Source organism: Streptomyces sp. HUAS MG91 (assembly GCF_040529335.1).
Classification (GTDB): domain Bacteria; phylum Actinomycetota; class Actinomycetes; order Streptomycetales; family Streptomycetaceae; genus Streptomyces; species Streptomyces tabacisoli.
This window is the reverse complement of record NZ_CP159534.1, coordinates 1,398,543-1,415,784: the sequence shown is the minus strand read 5'-3', so window position 1 is coordinate 1,415,784 and position 17,242 is coordinate 1,398,543. Positions and strand designations below refer to the sequence as shown.

General features: G+C 73.5%; 18 protein-coding genes. 8 read left to right on the top strand and 10 right to left on the bottom strand.

Annotation, left to right across the window (positions count from 1 at the left end):
- The first annotated feature begins 36 nt into the window (after positions 1–36).
- The 4 genes from rpe (at position 37) to ABII15_RS06520 (ending at position 2,612) form a co-directional block, all read left to right on the top strand.
- Positions 37–714 (top strand): ribulose-phosphate 3-epimerase, encoded by a 678-nt coding sequence (rpe, locus tag ABII15_RS06535; protein WP_353941320.1) that lies wholly within the window; start codon positions 37–39, stop codon positions 712–714.
- Positions 715–920: 206 nt separating this feature from the next.
- Positions 921–1,904, top strand: coding sequence for a sugar-binding domain-containing protein (locus tag ABII15_RS06530; protein ID WP_353946977.1), 984 nt, complete (start codon positions 921–923; stop codon positions 1,902–1,904).
- Between the two features lie 82 nt (positions 1,905–1,986).
- Complete coding sequence (locus ABII15_RS06525; protein WP_353946976.1) at positions 1,987–2,304, top strand: ribonuclease domain-containing protein; 318 nt, start codon at positions 1,987–1,989, stop codon at positions 2,302–2,304.
- Positions 2,301–2,612, top strand: a complete 312-nt coding sequence (locus tag ABII15_RS06520) for a barstar family protein (protein WP_353941319.1) — start codon at positions 2,301–2,303, stop codon at positions 2,610–2,612. Before ABII15_RS06525 ends, ABII15_RS06520 begins: the two co-directional genes overlap by 4 nt.
- A 22-nt stretch (positions 2,613–2,634) precedes the next feature.
- Here the strand turns inward: ABII15_RS06520 and ABII15_RS06515 are convergent, their stop codons facing one another.
- From ABII15_RS06515 to ABII15_RS06505, 3 genes are all read right to left on the bottom strand, one after another.
- Positions 2,635–3,189, bottom strand: a complete 555-nt coding sequence (locus ABII15_RS06515) for a DUF1097 domain-containing protein (protein ID WP_353941318.1) — start codon at positions 3,187–3,189, stop codon at positions 2,635–2,637.
- Positions 3,190–3,270: 81 nt separating this feature from the next.
- Positions 3,271–4,521: an amidohydrolase family protein gene (locus ABII15_RS06510; RefSeq protein WP_353941317.1), complete on the bottom strand. Its 1,251-nt coding sequence runs from the start codon at positions 4,519–4,521 to the stop codon at positions 3,271–3,273.
- Complete coding sequence (locus ABII15_RS06505; RefSeq protein ID WP_353941316.1) at positions 4,518–5,582, bottom strand: acetamidase/formamidase family protein; 1,065 nt, start codon at positions 5,580–5,582, stop codon at positions 4,518–4,520. Before ABII15_RS06505 ends, ABII15_RS06510 begins: the two co-directional genes overlap by 4 nt.
- A gap of 204 nt (positions 5,583–5,786) precedes the next feature.
- Between ABII15_RS06505 and ABII15_RS06500 the strand changes: the two genes are divergently transcribed.
- From ABII15_RS06500 to ABII15_RS06485, 4 genes are all read left to right on the top strand, one after another.
- Positions 5,787–7,358, top strand: coding sequence for a PucR family transcriptional regulator ligand-binding domain-containing protein (locus tag ABII15_RS06500; protein WP_353941315.1), 1,572 nt, complete (start codon positions 5,787–5,789; stop codon positions 7,356–7,358).
- Between the two features lie 100 nt (positions 7,359–7,458).
- Positions 7,459–8,997, top strand: coding sequence for a transcriptional regulator (locus tag ABII15_RS06495; RefSeq protein ID WP_353941314.1), 1,539 nt, complete (start codon positions 7,459–7,461; stop codon positions 8,995–8,997).
- Positions 8,994–10,400, top strand: a complete 1,407-nt coding sequence (locus ABII15_RS06490; RefSeq protein WP_353941313.1) for a DUF1116 domain-containing protein — start codon at positions 8,994–8,996, stop codon at positions 10,398–10,400. The genes ABII15_RS06495 and ABII15_RS06490 overlap by 4 nt, the downstream gene beginning before the upstream one ends.
- A 157-nt stretch (positions 10,401–10,557) precedes the next feature.
- Positions 10,558–12,000 (top strand): GuaB1 family IMP dehydrogenase-related protein, encoded by a 1,443-nt coding sequence (locus ABII15_RS06485; RefSeq protein WP_353941312.1) that lies wholly within the window; start codon positions 10,558–10,560, stop codon positions 11,998–12,000.
- A 210-nt stretch (positions 12,001–12,210) separates the two neighbouring features.
- Here the strand turns inward: ABII15_RS06485 and ABII15_RS06480 are convergent, their stop codons facing one another.
- The 7 genes from ABII15_RS06480 to ABII15_RS06450 are packed head-to-tail and all read right to left on the bottom strand — an operon-like array spanning position 12,211 to position 16,938.
- A complete protein-coding gene (locus tag ABII15_RS06480) occupies positions 12,211–12,567 on the bottom strand; it encodes an ATP-binding protein (RefSeq protein ID WP_353941311.1) in 357 nt (118 codons plus the stop codon).
- Between the two features lie 21 nt (positions 12,568–12,588).
- Positions 12,589–12,987: an STAS domain-containing protein gene (locus ABII15_RS06475; RefSeq protein ID WP_353941310.1), complete on the bottom strand. Its 399-nt coding sequence runs from the start codon at positions 12,985–12,987 to the stop codon at positions 12,589–12,591.
- Positions 12,984–14,204 carry a PP2C family protein-serine/threonine phosphatase gene (locus tag ABII15_RS06470; RefSeq protein WP_353941309.1) on the bottom strand — a complete coding sequence of 407 codons (1,221 nt, stop codon included), beginning with the start codon at positions 14,202–14,204 and terminating at the stop codon, positions 12,984–12,986. The genes ABII15_RS06475 and ABII15_RS06470 overlap by 4 nt, the downstream gene beginning before the upstream one ends.
- Positions 14,201–15,217: a SpoIIE family protein phosphatase gene (locus ABII15_RS06465; protein WP_353941308.1), complete on the bottom strand. Its 1,017-nt coding sequence runs from the start codon at positions 15,215–15,217 to the stop codon at positions 14,201–14,203. Before ABII15_RS06465 ends, ABII15_RS06470 begins: the two co-directional genes overlap by 4 nt.
- On the bottom strand, positions 15,214–15,672 hold the full coding sequence (locus ABII15_RS06460) for an ATP-binding protein (protein ID WP_353941307.1): 459 nt from the start codon (positions 15,670–15,672) through the stop codon (positions 15,214–15,216). Before ABII15_RS06460 ends, ABII15_RS06465 begins: the two co-directional genes overlap by 4 nt.
- Positions 15,656–16,057, bottom strand: a complete 402-nt coding sequence (locus ABII15_RS06455; RefSeq protein ID WP_353941306.1) for an STAS domain-containing protein — start codon at positions 16,055–16,057, stop codon at positions 15,656–15,658. The genes ABII15_RS06460 and ABII15_RS06455 overlap by 17 nt, the downstream gene beginning before the upstream one ends.
- Positions 16,054–16,938, bottom strand: a complete 885-nt coding sequence (locus tag ABII15_RS06450) for an STAS domain-containing protein (RefSeq protein WP_353941305.1) — start codon at positions 16,936–16,938, stop codon at positions 16,054–16,056. The genes ABII15_RS06455 and ABII15_RS06450 overlap by 4 nt, the downstream gene beginning before the upstream one ends.
- Positions 16,939–17,242 lie beyond the last annotated feature (304 nt).

Sequence of the window (17,242 nt, the reverse complement as noted above, 5' to 3'; positions counted from 1 at the left end):
AAGGGAAAGCGGCCGTGGGCATGGCAGTCTTGGGGCATGGCCGTTCAGATCAACCCCAGCATCCTCTCCGCGGACTTCGCGCGCCTTGCCGATGAGGCACAGGCGGTGGCGGGCGCCGACTGGCTGCACGTCGACGTCATGGACAACCACTTCGTCCCGAATCTCACCCTGGGGGTGCCGGTCGTAGAGTCGCTGGCGCGGGCGACGGACACCCCGCTGGACTGCCATCTGATGATCGAGAACCCCGATCGCTGGGCTCCCCAGTACGTCGAGGCGGGGGCCGGATCCGTCACCTTCCACGCGGAGGCCGCCCACGCGCCCGTCCGGCTCGCCCGGGAGATCCGCGCCAAGGGTGCCCGCGCCTCCATGGCGCTCAAGCCGGCGACGCCCATCGAGCCGTACGAGGATCTGCTCCCCGAGCTCGACATGTTGCTGATCATGACGGTTGAGCCCGGGTTCGGCGGGCAGGCCTTCCTGGACATCATGCTGCCGAAGATCCGTCGGACGCGTGAGCTGATCTCCAAGCATGGTCTCGAGCTGTGGCTGCAGGTCGACGGCGGGGTCTCCGCGTCGACCATCGAGCGGTGCGCGGAGGCGGGAGCGGACGTCTTCGTCGCCGGTTCGGCCGTATACGGGGCGAGCGACCCGGCCGAGGCGGTCCGTGCGCTGCGCGAGCAGGCGGCCGCCGCGTCGACCTGGGCATGCGGCCACTGAGCCACGGTTCCGTGAACGGCGTTCCATCGGGGCTGATCAAGTCCGCGGGATCTGCAAGGATGAACGGCGTATCCAGGTTGTGAACAGAAGAGTGTGCGGTGGGCGCGGTATCAGTGCTTGTGTCCACAGTTGTCGTGTGAGTCGTGAAGAAGAGCAGTGAGGAGATCGCCGTGTCCGCATCATCGGCGGGACGCGCAGCCCTGCGGATGGGACCCGCGGAGCTGATGCAGGCGGCGGCCATGGCCCGTCGCTTCTATCTGGAGGGCAAGTCCAAGATCCAGATCGCCGAGGAGTTCGGCGTCAGCCGCTTCAAGGTGGCCCGGGTCCTGGAGACCGCCCTGGAGCGGGATCTCGTACGCATCGAGATCCGGGTCCCGGCCGAGCTGGACGCGGAGCGCTCCGACGCGCTGCGCGCGCGGTACGGACTGCGGCATGTGGTGGTCGTCGAGTCGCCGGCCGAGGCCGAGGAGTCGCCCGATCCCGAGAACCTGGGCGAGGTCGCCGCCGATCTCCTGGGCGAGCTCGTCACCGAGGGCGATGTCCTGGGTCTGGCGTGGGGCCGTTCCACCATTCACATGGCCGCCGCCCTCGACCGGCTCCCGCCGTGCACCGTCGTGCAGCTGACCGGTGTGTACGACGCCGGGACCGCCGAGCGCGGCTCCGTGGAGGCCGTGCGGCGGGCCGCGCAGGTCTCGGGCGGGGACGCGCACCCGATCTACGCGCCGATGCTGCTGCCGGACGCCGCGACCGCCGCGGCGCTGCGCGACCAGACCGGGATCGCCCGCGCCTTCGAGTACTTCGACAAGGTCACCGTGGCGTGCGTGTCCATCGGCTCCTGGGAGCCGGGCATCTCCACCGTCCACGACATGCTCAGCGACGAGGAGCGCGCGCACTACGCGTCGCTGGGCGTCGCGGCCGAGATGTCCGCCCACCTGTTCGACGCCCAGGGGCGTCGGGTCGGCCGGGACCTCGGCGAGCGCTGCATCACGGTCGAGGCGGACCGGCTGCGCCGCATACCGGAGGTCGTCGCGATCGCGGGCGGGCAGCGGAAGGCTGCCGCCATTGACGCCGTATTGCGGTCGGGGCTCGTGACCAGTCTGGTCACCGACACGTCCGCGGCCGATTTTCTGCTGACTGCGGGGGCCACGCCCAAGCCTGCGTTGCAGAGGGCCGACCCCGACGGAGCGTGAGGTCACGGGGCTCCGCCCCGGGCCCCGCTCCTCAATCGCCGGAGGGGCTTGATTCGTGGCTCGTCGTCTCCTTTGTCTGCTGCTGGCCTGCTGTGCTCTTCTCTTCGGGTGCTCCGAGTCAGGCATGGGCACTGTCCGGGAGAGCCGGCTGCCCGTCGAGGCGCGGCGGACGCTCACCCTCATCGATCAGGGCGGGCCGTTCCCGTACGAGAAGGACGGCAGCGTCTTCGGGAACTACGAGCGCGAGCTGCCCCAGCACCGGCGCGGCTACTACCACGAGTACACCGTGCCCACCCCGGGCTCGCGCGACCGGGGCGCCCGGCGCATCGTCACCGGTGACGAGGGGGAGAGGTACTACACCGATGACCACTACGAGTCGTTCAAGGAAGTGCTGCGATGAGCGCGAGCGGTGACTGGACGGTCCGCGTCCTCGACCTCGACGGGGCCGCGGACAAGGCCGCCCTCATGGACCGCTGCGCCGCCGCCCTCGACCTGCCCCACTGGTTCGGGCGGAACTGGGACGCGCTGGCCGACGCGCTCGGCGACCCCGGGCAACTGCCGGAGGCGGCCGCCGCGCGCGGGCTGCTGCTCGTCGTCACCGGATGGCGGGAGTTCGCGCGGCGGGAGCCCGGCCAGTGGGAGATCGCCCAGGAGATCTTCGAGCAGGCGGGCGCGGTCCGCGTGGCCCTGGCGCTGGGCGCTCTCTAGACCCGCTCCCCGGGCCTGCTCGCTAGGCCTGCTGGACCGGCTCGGTCTCGGACGCCACCGGGGAGCGGGGCGCGTCCGCCGTCGCGAAGGTCAGCTTCGTCGACAGGTACGCGAAGACCGGTCCCAGGGCGTTCATGGCGACGACGCTGAGCCAGGCCACCCACACGTTCCCCGGGTCGTGGCCGAAGCCGCCGAAGTACGTGGCGAAGTAGCTGGCGAACCCGAAGAACATGCCGGGGATCAGGGCGAGGGCCTTGAGCCTGCCCGCGTACATCAGGGCGCTGTTGACGACCAGGATGACCAGCGCCTGGAACGTGTTGCGGGCCCACTGGCCGTCGCCGAACGCACCGCCCGCGTGGTTCTCGATCACCACGATGACCAGGGCGAACGTTGAGCCCGCGGGCATCGCGAACCACAGCTTCCCGGCGTTCGCGAGGCTCGGGCCGCCCAGCAGGAAGGTGCCCGCCCACGAGATGAAGATCGCCCAGGGCGGCAGATGGAGCGCGTTGCCGCCGATGAACGCCGTGAGGCCGGCGAGTACGGAGGCGACGATTTCGTGCGGGAGGCGTTCGCGCATGGGGACTCCTTGGCGGAGGGGAGGGGTGGGATGCGTGCGCGGGTGCCGTGCGGGTGCGGGTGAGCGGAGGGGCGTTCGGGATCAGGGGGTCAGCAGTTCCGATGTGCGGGTGGTGCGGGCCACGATCCGGCCCGCCTTGATGACGTGGGTGCGGTCGGGGCGGTCCAGGACGATGTCGTCGTACGTGGTCGAGTCCAGGACCACCAGATCGGCGCGGGCGCCCGGACGGACGCCGTAGGTGTCGGCTGTGCCGGTCACTCGGGCCGCGTCGTACGTGACCATGCGCAGGACGCGGGCCAGGTCGGCGGGGCCCGACAGATGGCCGGTCTGGGCGAGCAGCAGCGCGGTGTCCAGGGCGTCGGCGCTGCCGTACGGGGTGAAGGCGTTGCGGATGTTGTTCGAGGAGCAGGCCGTGAGGACGCCCGCGTCCCACAGCTCGCGCACCGGCGCGACGCCGCGGCGGACGGCCGTGCTGTCGTGGCGGCCGCCCAGGTGCAGGTCCGTGGCGGGGAGCGGGACCACGGCGACGCCCGCGTCGGCGAGCGCGGCCAGTGCGCGGGCGCGGTCGGCGGGCGGGCGGCCCGCGAGGGAGGTGGCGTGCCCCAGCGCGACCCGCCCGGACAGGCCCCGGCGCGCGGTGCCCTCCGCGATGAACTCGGCGAGCGCGTACCGGGGATCGCTCGCGTCGTCCGCGAAGTCCGCGTGCAGATCGGCGGGCAGCCCGTGCTCCACCGCGAGATCCAGGACGAGTTCGACATGGCGGCGGGCGTCGGCGAGGGAGTCCTCGTTGTACGGGCAGCCGCCGATGACGTCCGCGCCCGCCGCGACGGCCGCGGTCAGGAGCTGGTCCGTGCCGGGGGAGCGGAAGATGCCCTCCTGCGGGAACGCCACGATCTGGAGATCCACCAACGGCCGGTACTCCTCGCGGAGTTCGAGCAGCACCTCGACGCCGAGCAGGCCCGCGAGAGGGTCGACGTCGGGGTGGGCGCGGATCAGGGTCGTGCCGTTGCGGACCGCCGTCTCCAGGACCGTACGGGCCCGGTCGCGGACGCCGTCGCGGGTGAAGGACCGCTTCAGCGCGCCGGTCACCGCGATGGCGCCGGCCAGGGTGCCGTCGGGGTTCGGGCGGACGGCGTCCAACAGCGCCTTGTCCAGGTGCAGATGGGGCTCGACGAAGGCGGGCAGGACGATGCGGCCCGCGCAGTCGACGCTCTCGCCGCTCGCGTCGTCGGGGACGGTGCCCACGGTGTGGACGAGCCCGTCGGCGAGGAGGAGGTCGCACGGGTCGGCCGCGTTCTCGACGCGGGCCCGGCGCAGGATCAGCCGGTTCACCGGGAGTCTCCTGAGGCGAAGTCGGCCTTGCGGATCAGGCAGTGCACGCCCTGCACCTGATCGACGACCTGCGAGACCTCGAAGTCGGCGGCGGCGCTCAAGTAGGCGTAGGCGGCGTGCGATTCCATGCCGAAGCGGTCGGTGAGGAAGGCGAGGGCGGAGCGCACGGCCGCCCGCATCGCCAGGTTCAGGTCCTCGTGCAGGCCGAGCGGGATCCAGTGCCGGTCGGTCTCGCCGAACGGCTCGGTGAGGGTCGCCGCGGCGGCCCGGGCCCGCGCGCCCTTGAGGACGGTGAGCCGGAAGGTCGCCCGCAGCGGCGCCTCGAACGCGGTGAGGGCGACCTCGCCGTTGCCCTGCGCGTAGTGCGGGTCGCCCGTGTGGAAGCCCGCGCCCTCGGTCTGCACCGGCAGATAGACGGTGGCGCCGGTGCCGAGGTGCTTCACGTCGATGTTGCCGCCGTGCCGGCCCGGCGGCACGCTGTGCGCGGGCTCGGCGGTGTCCGTGGCGACGCCCATGATGCCCAGGAAGGGCCGCAGCGGGAAACGGGCGGCGCGGTCGGTGCCGTACCGGATGACACCGGCCCCGTCCTCCACCGAGCAGAACGTGAACTCCGGCCCGTCGAGCGCGAAGTGCTCCGGCAGCGCGCCGCGCCCGTGGCGGCTGGAGACCAGCCCGTAGTCGGCGCGCCGGTGCAGCCCGAGGACGTCGACGCGCAGCAGATCGCCGGGTTCGGCGCCGCGCACGTGCACCGGGGCGGACACGACGTGCGGGCCGTCGCGGCCGGCGTCGCGCAGGTGCGGGGTCTTGGCGAGCAGCCGGGCGTCGGACAGGACGTCGTCGGCCCCGACGCCGTACCGGCCGAAGAACTCCACCGGGTCACTGCCCTGGTCCTCCAGGATGCCCTCGTGCGACACCGTGTCGAAGGTGACCGTCGCGCCGGAGGCGACGGTGAGGGCGGCGGGCGTGCCGCCGCAGGGGAGCCTGCCCCACAGGACGTTCTCCGGGGTGGCCTCCAGATAGTGCGCACCGTCGATCGGGCCCTGCCCGGATTCCAGAGTCACTGCGGCCTCCCAGCCGTGCGCGGTCCCGAGATCATGCGGTCAAGGTAGGCGCGGCGCTCCGGGGCGTCATGGGCAGCGGACGCCAGGAAGACGGACCCCGCGCTGACACCGGATGACAATGCTTCCGACATGCCCGTCCGGGACACACGGAAGTAACGCGCGGTGTCTTACGGATGGCATCGGGCGGTCGCATAGTGACTGGACATGACAGGCATCGGCACCGGTACCGGCCAGGCCCGCGGCTACGACCTCTCGGCGGGCCTCACCGTGCGCGAGGCGCTCAACCTGCCGTGCCTGGGCGGCGCCCGGCTCGTCGCCGGAGCCCGCGGCGGGGCCCGCCGCATCCGCGTCGTCAACATCATGGAAGTGCCCGACATCGTGCGCTGGATGCGCGGCGGCGAACTCCTGCTCACCACCGCCTACGCGGTGCGCGACGACGCGGCGGCGCTCACCGCCCTGGTGCCCACCCTCGCCGGCCGCGGGCTCGCCGCGCTCGGCGTCAAGATCGGCCCCTACCTGCCCGAACTCCCTCCGGAAATGCTGGCGTTGGGGGACCGGCTCGGCTTCCCGGTGATCGCGCTGCCCGGTGACGTCATGTTCAACGACATCCTCTCCGAGGTCCTCGGCACCGTCCTGAACCGGCACGCCCTGGAGCTCGAACAGTCCCGCGCCCTGCACGAACGGCTCACCGCGGTCGCCGTCGAGGGCGGCTCCTACCAGGAACTCATGAACGTACTCCTGGAACTGTCCGGCTGCGCCGCCGCCGTCCACGACCCGCAGGGCGCCGTCCTCGCCTCGGCCGGCGCCCCGCCGCGCGACGTGCCCGCCACCGCCACCCGGCCCCTCGACACCGGCCTGCGGCGCGGCGGCGCCGTCGCCCTGTGGGCCGAGGGCGGCGCCCGGCTCACCCCGCACCAGCGCATGGCGCTCGACCACGCCACCACCGTCGCCTGCATGATCACCGCCCAGGAACAGGCCGCCGCCAGCCGTCAACAGCACTACCGGACCACGCTGTTGACGGACCTGGTGTCCCGCGCGCCCCGCGACCGCGCCGACACCCTGAGCCGGGCCGCCGCGCTCGGCTGGAACCTGCGGCTGCCGCGCGCCGCCGTGCTCCTGGAGGCCACGGCCCCCGACGGCTCCACGCCCCTGCCCGGACCGCTCTTCGAGGAACGCCTGCTGAGCCTGGTGCGCGGCGCCGCCGGGCCGCAGGCGCTGCTGTGGGGCAACCAGACCGGCCTCGCCGGGCTCCTCGAACCCGGTGACTCGCTCCCCGCCCGCTGCCAGGCCCTGCACACGGCCGTCACCGCCGCCCACCCCGACTGGAACGTGGTCGTCGCCGCCGGCACCGAGCAGAGCGACTTCGCCGCGTACCACCGCAGCTACGAGGAGGCCGTGCAGACCCTAGGGCTCGGCCGCGAGGTGCACGGCGACGACTTCGTGCGCACCTACGCCGACATGGGCGTCTACCGGCTGCTCGGCCAGGTGCCCAGCGCCGAGCTGCGCCGCATGGTCGACGACGCGCTCGGCCCGCTCATCGACCACGACGCCCGCACGGACGGCGCCCTCGTCGAGACCCTCGGCGCCTATCTGCTCCAGGACCGCAACGGTGTCGCCGCCGCGGCCCGGCTGCACATCCACTACAACACCCTGCGCTACCGGCTGCGCCAGATCGAACGCCTCACCGGCGGCCTGGAACGGCACGCCATGGCCCGCATCCAGACCGAACTCGCCGTCTACGCCAAGCGGTTGCTCGCGGTGCGGGAGAGCGGCTGAGGGCCGCGGCGGACCTTGTCATCCGGTGCCGGTAAACCCGCGGGGGCACTGGCAGCGGGAGCCATGTCCCGGGGCCGCGCGCCCTGCCTACAGTCGGCCCATGGTGCTGCGAAACGCCGTGCACAACGACCTGTACGCCGACTCCGTCGCCCTGATGAGAGTGGCCGCGCGCCTCGCCGGAGCCCCCGGCCTGGACGCCGTCAGCCTCGTCATGGCAACCCCCGCCAACCGTGAAGTCCTCGCCGACGCCGGGCTGTTGGGCGAGGAGGGGCGCTCCGCCGCCCCCAACGACCTGATCGTCGCCGTGCGCGGCACCCCCGACGCCGTGGAGCACGCGCTGGCCGAGGCCGTCACCGCCCTGCGCGACACCGGCGGCCCCGCGGACGGCCCACAGGAGTCCGCGCCGCCGCCGCGCTCGCTGGCCGGCGCGCCCGCCGACGCCGACCTGGCGCTGATCTCCACCCCTGGCGCCTACGCGGCCGCCGAGGCCCGCAAAGCGCTCCGCCGCGGGCTGCACGCCTTCGTCTTCAGCGACCACGTGCCGCTCGACGACGAGGTGGAGCTCAAACAGGAGGCCGCCCGCCACGGCCTGCTCGTGATGGGCCCCGACTGCGGCACCGCCGTCATCGGCGGCGTCCCGCTCGGCTTCGCCAACGCCGTCCGGCACGGCACCATCGGCCTCACCGGCGCCTCCGGCACCGGCCTGCAACAGGTGTCAACGCTGCTGCACGCCATGGGCGCGGGCGTCAGCCACATCATCGGCACCGGCAGCCGCGACGTGAGCGAGGCCGTCGGCGGACTGACCACCCGGGCCGCGCTCGACGCCCTCGCCGCCGACCCGGCCACCGACTCCGTCGTCCTCGTCTCCAAGCCACCCGCGCCCCGCGTCGCCGAACAACTGCTCGCCCGCGTCGGCGACCTCGGCAAGCCCGCCGTCGTCTGCTTCCTGGGCTGGGACCCCGCGGGAGTCCCGGTGCCGCCCGGCGTCACCCTCGCCCCGACCCTGTACGAGGCCGCGCGCGCCGCCGCCGAACAGGCCCTGGGCCACCCCGTCCCCGCCGAACCCGTACCCTCGCTGCCCGCGCCGCCGCCCGCTCGCCGCCTGCTGCGCGCCCTGTACACCGGCGGCACCTTCGCCCACGAGGCGGACCTGCTGCTGGGCCCTGCGCTCGGCCCGCTCGACCGCAGCGCGGGCCGGCCCGGCGCGCCGCCCGCGCTGCCGCCCCGCCACCTCGTCCTCGACCTGGGCGACGACGCCTTCACCGCGGGCCGCCCGCACCCGATGATCGACCCGGCGGTGCGCGCGGCCTGGCTGCGGGCGGCGCTCGCCGATCCGGCCGCGGCCGTGATCGTGCTCGACCTCGTCATCGGCCACGGCGCCGCCCCCGACCCGGCCGCCGCCGTCGCCGAGATCCTGGCCGATGCCGGACCCGACCGGCCCGCCGTGCTCTGCTTCGTCGTCGGCACCGACGAGGACCCGCAGCGGGCGGGCGACCAGCGCCGCGTGCTGCGCGAGGCGGGCGCCGAGGTCGTCGGCAGCAGCACCCAGGCGGCCCTCGCCTGCGCCCGCCTGCTGGGCGGGGTACAGGCGGCAGGGCTGCCCGCGCCACGACCCGCCACGATCGGAGGCCCCGCATGACCCCGCCCGCCCGCCCGCTGCTGGCCGCCCCGCCGCACGTCGTGAACATCGGCGTCGAGGAGTTCGCCGCCGCACCCCGCGCCGCCGGGGCCACGGTCACCCGGATCGACTGGCGGCCGCCCGCCGCCGGGGACACCCGCCTCGCCGCCAAACTGGCCCGGCTCACCGCCCGCCCCGACATCGAGGCCGCCAACGCCACCGCGCTGCGGCGCGTCCTGGACGTACAGCCGCTGTGGACCGACGTCCGCCCAGCCGGCGAACTGATCCCCGAACTCGCGGGCGAAAGGCTGCTGCTGCACGCCGGGCCGCCCGTCGCCTGGGAGCGGATGTGCGGCCCGATGCGGGCCGCCGTCGTCGGCGCGGCCCTCCTCGAAGGCTGGGCCGCCACCGAGGACGAGGCGCTGCGGCTCGCCGGATCCGGCGCCGTCCGCTTCGCGCCCTGCCACCACCACGACGCGGTCGGCCCGATGGCGGGGATCGTCTCCGCATCCATGCCGCTGATGGTCGTGGAGGACCGGGCGAGCGGACTGCGCGCGTACTCCAACCTCAACGAGGGACAAGGGCGCTGTCTGCGCTACGGCGCGCTCGGCGACGACGTCATGCGGCGGCTGCGCTGGATGGGGGAGCGGCTGGGGCCCGCCCTGCGCGCGGCCCTGCGGTCCCTGCCCGAACCGGTCAACCTCCGTACCGTCACCGCGCAGGCGCTCCAGATGGGCGACGAGTGCCACAGCCGCAACACCGCCGCCAGCGCCCTGCTCACCCGCGAACTCGGCCCCGCCCTCGCCCGCCACGCCGACCTCGGCGGCATCGAGGCGCTCGACTTCCTGCGCGACAACAACTACTGGTTCCTCAACTTCTCCATGGCGGCCAGCAAGCTGGCCCTGATGGCCGGGCACGGCGTGGAGCACTCCACCCTCGTCACCGCCTTCGCCCGCAACGGCGTCGACGTCGGCATCCGCGTCAGCGGCCTCGGCGACGCCTGGTTCACGGCGCCCGCCGCGCCCGTCGACGGGCTGTACTTCGCCGGGTACGGGCCGGACGACGCCAACCCCGACATCGGCGACAGCGCCATCACCGAGACGCACGGCCTCGGCGGCTTCGCCCTCGCGGCCGCCCCGGCCATCGTCGGCTTCGTCGGCGGCACCCCCGAGCGGGCCCGCCGGATCAGCGCGGACATGGCGACGATCACCCTCGGGCGGCACCGGGACTACCGGCTCTCCGGGCTCGACTTCGCGGGCAGCCCGGTCGGCATCGACGTGCGCAAGGTCGTCGACACCGGCCTCGAACCCGTCATCACCACCGGCATCGCCCACCGCGAACCCGGCATCGGGCAGATCGGCGCCGGACTCACGCATGCGCCGCTGAGCTGCTTCACCGGGGCGCTGGACGCGTTCGAGGAGTGACCGGGCCTCACTCGGACGATCATCCAAGCCCGTCCTCCGGCCTTGGGACGTTCGGCCCGAAGACGTGACCATGGCCCACGTGGGAAAATGAAGTACGTGCTTTGTGCCCCGGCGGCATCCTTCCGGGGCTCCCTTCTAGCGATCGGGACCTGCGCACGTGCGTTTCCTCAATGACCTCCAGCCCGCGTACGACCTCACGTACGACGACGTCTTCATGGTGCCGCGCCGCAGCGCCGTCGGCTCCCGCCAGGCCGTGGACCTCTCGTCCCCGGACGGCACGGGCACCACGATCCCGCTGGTCGTCGCCAACATGACCGCGATCGCCGGCCGCCGCATGGCCGAGACCGTGGCCCGCCGCGGCGGCATCGTCGTCATCCCGCAGGACATCCCGATCGAGGTCGTCACCGACGTCATCTCCTGGGTCAAGACGCGCCACCTGGTGCTCGACACCCCGATCGTGCTCGCCCCGACCCAGACCGTCGCCGACGCCCTGGCCCTGCTGCCCAAGCGCGCGCACAACGCCGGTGTGGTCGTCGACGACGAGCAGCGGCCCCTCGGTGTCGTCACCGACGAGGACCTGACCGGCGTGGACCGCTTCACCCAGCTGTCCGAGGTCATGTCCCGCGACCTGCTGCTGCTCGACGCGGACATCGACCCGCGCGACGCCTTCAACAAGCTGGACGGCGCCAACCGCCGCTACGCCCCGGCCGTCGACAAGGACGGCAAGCTCGCGGGCATCCTCACCCGCACCGGCGCCCTGCGCGCCACCCTCTACACCCCGGCCACCGACGCCGAGGGCAGGCTGCGCATCGCCGCCGCCGTCGGCATCAACGGCGACGTGGCCGGCAAGGCCAAGCAGCTCCTCGACGCCGGGGTCGACACGCTCGTCATCGACACCGCCCACGGGCACCAGGAGTCGATGATCTCCGCGATCAGGACCGTGCGCGCGCTCGACCCGCAGGTCCCGATCGTCGCGGGCAACATCGTCGCGGCCGAGGGCGTCAAGGACCTCATCGAGGCCGGAGCGGACATCATCAAGGTCGGCGTCGGCCCCGGCGCCATGTGCACCACCCGCATGATGACCGGCGTCGGCCGCCCGCAGTTCTCCGCCGTCCTGGAGTGCGCCGCCGAGGCCAAGAAGTACGGCAAGCACGTCTGGGCCGACGGCGGTGTCCGCCACCCGCGCGACGTCGCCATGGCCCTCGCGGCCGGCGCGTCGAACGTGATGATCGGCTCCTGGTTCGCCGGGACCTACGAGTCCCCGGGCGACCTCCAGCACGACGCCAAGGGCCGCGCCTACAAGGAGTCCTTCGGCATGGCCTCCGCCCGCGCCGTCAAGAACCGCACCTCGGACGAGTCGGCGTACGACCGGGCCCGCAAGGCGCTCTTCGAGGAGGGCATCTCCACCTCCCGCATGTTCCTCGACCCGCAGCGTCCGGGCGCCGAGGACCTGATCGACTCGATCATCGCGGGCGTCCGCTCCTCCTGCACCTACGCCGGCGCCAACTCGCTGGCCGAGTTCGAGGAGAAGGCGACCGTCGGCATCCAGTCCGCCGCCGGCTACGCCGAGGGCAAGCCGCTGCACGCCAGCTGGAGCTAGGGCCTGTCCGGCGGATCTTGTCGCGGGCGCGGGGTCTGGCACGCCGACCTGCGGCGTTGTCGTCGGTTGCCGACGCTCCGCGTCGACGCCCTCCTCCGCCTTGCATCTCGACGCACCAGACCCCGCTCACCGGCACAGAGACGCGCGGGCACCCGGCTGCGACCTGATCCGCCGGACAGGCCCTAGCCGCGCGGTGGGCGGCGCCCCGGCTCAGACAGCCGTCGGCGCCGCCCACGCCGCCGCGATGCACTTGCCGTCCGCCGACGGCCGCACCGAGAGCTGCTCGGCGAGCCGCTCCACCATGTGCCAGCCGAAGCCGCCCCCGCCGCCGAGATCCGGCGCCCGCGGCACCGGGGCGCGCGGATCCGCGTCCTCCACCTCCACCGCGAGCCCGCCCGCGTCCACGCGCAGCCGCAGCCGGGCCAGCGCGCCCGTGTGCCGGGCCGCGTTCGTGACCAGCTCCGAGACGACCAGGAGCACCGCGTCCGTATCGGCCCAGGGACAGTGCTCGGCGAGAAACCTGGCAGCCGTGTGCCGGGCCTGTGTCCCCGTCAGGGGACCGTCCATCACGATCTCCATCTGTAACGGCTACCCCGCCGCCGGGCCGGTACCGGTCCCGGTTCCGGTTCCGGCCGGTCCGCCGGGCACCAGGACCGTGTCCAGCCCGGTGATCCGGAAGATCCGCTCGACGACCGGGGACAGCTCGCACACCACCAGGTCGGAACCCCGCTCCTGCAGCGCGTTCCGCGCCCGCAGCAGCGCGTTGATGCCACCCGAGTCGAAGAACCGTACGTCCGACAGGTCGAGGGTGAGCGTGTCCCCGTCCGGCACCGCGACCCGGGTGAGGGCGTCGACCAGCCGCGGCGCGCTCTCGTAGTCCAGGTCGCCGGTGAGGGCGACGACCGGGCCGTCCGGGCCCTGCTCGGTGGCCAGCCGCAGCACGTGGTCGGGGTCTCCGGGTATCGCCCCGGGCGCGGCGTGGGTCATCGGCTTCTCCGTACGGTGAGGGCGAGGGTGTCGTCCGGGTGCAGGATCACGGTGTGCATCTCCTGTGCGAGGGCGCCGGGGATCTCTTCGGTGGGGCGGTTCCGGTGGCGCACGGCCGCCGCGGTGAGCCGCCGTTCCCCTTCGTAGGGATCACGGCGGCTCTCGGTCAGGCCGTCCGTGTACAGGACCAGGAGGTCGTCGGGGGCGAGCTGTTCGTGGCGCAGGCCCTCACTGCCCGCCATCGGATAGCCGATGCCCCGGCCGCGCACCTCCAGGAAGCGGGCGCTGCCGTCGCCGCTCACCAGCAGGGGCGGCGGATGGCTGCCGTTGGCGAGGGCGACGCGGCCGGAGACCGGATCGACGCGGACCAGCTGGACCGTCGCCATCAGCTCCCGGTCGTAGGGCAGCAGGATCTCGTCGGTGCGCCCCACGATCGACTCCAGCGAGTGGCCCTCCAGGGTGAGGGTGCGCACCGCGTGCGTGACGTTCAGGGCGCTGCGGGTACTGGCGACACCGTGCCCGAGGGCGTCGACGACCGTGATGTGCACGGTGCCGTCGGGGAGCTGGAACCAGTCGTAGAGATCGCCGCCCGTCGGGGCGTCGGTCTCGGCCGGCGCGTAGTGGATGGCCAGTTCCAGGCCGTCGACCTTTATCGGCGCCGGGCGCAGCGCGTCCTCCAGCTCGCGCAGCATCTGGCCGTGCGCGCGCCGCAGTTGCTCGTCGCGCTCCTCCAGCTGCACGTAGAGGGCGAGGACGCCGCTGTTGGTCTCGTCCAGCTCGTGGGTGAGGCTGCGCCGGTCGGCCTCCAGGGTCTCGGCCCGCTGCACCGCGGTGCGCAGCTCCTCCTCCAGCAGCTCCACGGGGGAGTCCGGCTGCTGCCGGGCGGCCGGGGGCCGCGCGGGCAGCGGGATGCGCCACACCGCGGTGTCCGCCTCGCGCTGGGCCGGCAGCGGCAGGTTCTCCACGCCGGACGCGGACGGCGCCCGCAGCCGCAGGGTCAGCTCCGGGTCGTCCGCCGTCCGGTCCGGCGCGGCCTCCAGGGTGACCGGCCGGCCCGCCCGCAGTTCGGCCTCGGCCACCCGGGACACGGACTGCGCGAGGCGGGTGCGCAGCTCGGCGGGCAGGTGCACCCGGGCCGCCAACGCCCGTACCGCCGAGCGCAGTTCGGGCAGCGACCGGTGCGTCGTGCGCTGGTGCGCGGCCGCCTTGTCGGTCATGAACTCCTCCTTGCCGCCCCGGAGACCAGAGCGGTCGCGTCGTCGCGTGCGCTGCGGTGGCCGTGCCCCAGGGCGGCGGCGAGCAACCGGGGCGGCATGCCGAGCAGGAAGGGGGCGGCGGTGTCGGCCCAGCGGGCCGCGATGCCGTCGCTGTGCACGACCGCGGCGCACTCCTCGGGCATGGGCAGCGTGTGGGACCGGGGTTGCGGCATGTTCCAGCCGACCACGCCCGGCCGGCCGAGCGCCCGGGAGCGCACGCCGTCCTGGGACACCAGCAGCAGCCGTACGTTGCCGACGCCGCAGTGCTCCACCGAACCGGGCCGCAGCCGCACCAGGCCGACCGCGGCGCCGCGGCCGGAGCGCAGCGCGTGGTCCATCGCGGTGAGGATCTCGGGCAGCGGGCGCTCGGGCGCGGCGCGGAACGCGGTCACGGCGGCGGCGCTCGCCTCGGCCGCCTCTGCTCCGTGCCCCAGCCCGTCCACGACGACCGCGGTGCGCCCGTCGGGCGCGTCCACCACGGCCGCGCTGTCCCCGCACGCCTCCTCGCCGCGCACCGGCAGACACAGCAGGCCCAGGTCGGACCGGGGCGGGCGGGTGCCGGGCGCGTGGAAGCGGGCGCAGATCAGGGTGCCGACGCCGGGCAGGGTGCGCAGCGTCAGCTCGTCGGCGAGCCGGCGGGCCGCGCCCATGCCGGAGCCGAGCGTGCCGGTGGTGCTGAATCCGTCGACCATGGCCCGGTCCGGGCTCGCCATGCCGGGCCCGCGGTCCACGGCGACCACGTCGATGCCGCCGCCCAGCGGATGGCACTGCACGTAGACGGCGCCGCCCACCGCGTGCAGCAGCAGGTTCCCGGCGAGTTCGGTCGTGAGCACCGCGGCGCGCTCGGCGGCGATGTCGTCCAGGCCGCCGTGCCGGGCGGCCCGCCGGGCCAGCGTCGCCGCGTGGTGCACGGCGCTGGAGTGGTCGAGGACGATCTCCGCGGTGACCGCGGGGTCGTGGGTCTGCCCGGTCATCGCGACGTCCAGCGCACCACGGTCACCGTCGTCCCCGCGCCGGGACAGGTGTCGATGTGGAACTCGTCCATCAGCCGCCGGGCCCCGCCCAGGCCGTGGCCGAGACCGCCGCCGGTGGTGAAGCCGTCCTGGAGCGCGGCGCCGACGTCCGCGATGCCGGGTCCTTCGTCCCCTATCACCAGCCGGATGCCGCTGCCGCCGGGCCGGGCCAGCAGCTCCACCGTGAGGGTGCCGCCCTTGCCGTGGACGTAGGCGTTGCGGGCGAGTTCGCTCGCCGCGGTGACCACCCGGGTCTGGTCGACCAGCCCGAATCCGCACTCGATCGTGGCCGCCCGCACGGCATGACGCACCGTCAGCAGGTCGTCGTCCGACCGGACTTCGTACGCGCGGTGCACGGTCACCTGCGGGCCCGGGTGATGGGCCGTGGGTGCCGCGTGCTCATCCGACAAGGTCATGGCCGGGAGCCTCCAGGGTCCGCTGCCAGCCGAGCGCGGTCAGGGCCTGCTCCGCGTTGAGCGCGGTCTCCACGCCCGTCAGCCGGATGCCGAGTTCGACCAGCGTGATGGCGACCGCGGGACGCATCCCGGCGACGATCACCCGGGCGCCGAGCAGTCGCGACATCGTGGTCAGCTCCATGAGCGTACGGGCCACGAACGAGTCGATGATCTCCAGACGGGAGATGTCGATGAGCACCCCGCGGGCGGAGTCCGACACGATCCGCTCGGTCAGTTCGTCCGTGAACAGGAGAGCGGACTTGTCGTCCAGCTCGTTGAGCAGGCCCGTCACCAGGACGTCGCCCAGCCGGAGAATGGGAACGCCCTGCGGGCGCGGGGTGGTCACCGTGCTGCCGACTCGGCGACGGCCGGGCCCACGGCGGGCTGGTCCGTGAGGCTGATCGCGGCGGACAGGGCGTCGGCCAGGGTGGCACGGGTCAGGATGGTGGACAGGTCGATTCCCAACTGGGCGATGGTCTGTGCGATGGGGGGCCGGATCCCGCTGATGACACAGTCCGCGCCCATCAGCCGGACCGCGTTGACCGTGTGCATGAGGTGCTGGGCGACCGCGGTGTCGACGGTCAGCACCCCGGTGATGTCGATGATGGCGACCTTCGCCTCGTCGTCCTGGATGGCCTGGAGCAGCGACTCCATGACGATCTGGGTGCGCGCCGTGTCGAGGGTGCCGATCAGCGGCACCGCGAGCACACGCTTCCACAGCCGCACCACCGGCGTGGACAGCTCGAGGAGCTGTCGGCTCTGCCGCCGGATGATCTCCTCGCGGCCCTCGACGTAGGTCTCGAAGGAGAGCGCGCCCGCCGCGTCCAGCATCCGGTTCACCAGGATCGCCGCCGCGTACAGCTCGCCCATGTCGCGCGTGGTGTGCTGCACGGCGGCCAGCAGCGCCTCCTTGAGGGAGAGCACCGCGAGCGAGGTGTCGGTGGGGGTGGCACCCGCGCGGACCCGGCGCAGCGACAGCTCGGTGACCGCCGTGCGCAGGTGGTGGTGCGCGGTCACCACGCGCTCGACCGGGATGTCGCCGGCCAGCGCGTCGGAGAGCGCGTCGATGAGCGTGCGGGCCTCCTCGCGCAGCTCGCCCTCGGTCATGTCCGCGCCGAGTGCGGCCTGCTCCAGCTGGAGCGTCGTCCAGCGGACGGCGATCTGGTCCTCCTGGCTCCTCAGTGCCTCGAGCAGCAGGGTGCGGATGTCGGTGTCGCTGGTACTCACAAGCCTCTCTCACATCGCTTCTCCGGCACATGTGCGTCGAGCACATGATGCCTTTCCCGAACCGCCCCTGCCGAAGCCCGGGTTCATGTCAGGTCATCTCCCGGGCAACGGCAGGGGCGGCCATGCCGAATACCCCGGTCAGGAGCTTTCACTCCCTCGTAGGACGTGTGGCGTCGAACACATCGGGCGCCCCGGGAGAAGCCGGGCGACGCAACGAACACGTGCAGGGCGACAGTACGCGCAACGATCTTGCGGGTGCACGCAAGGTTGCTGCATTACAGACGGGAACGGACGTCCTCTAGAG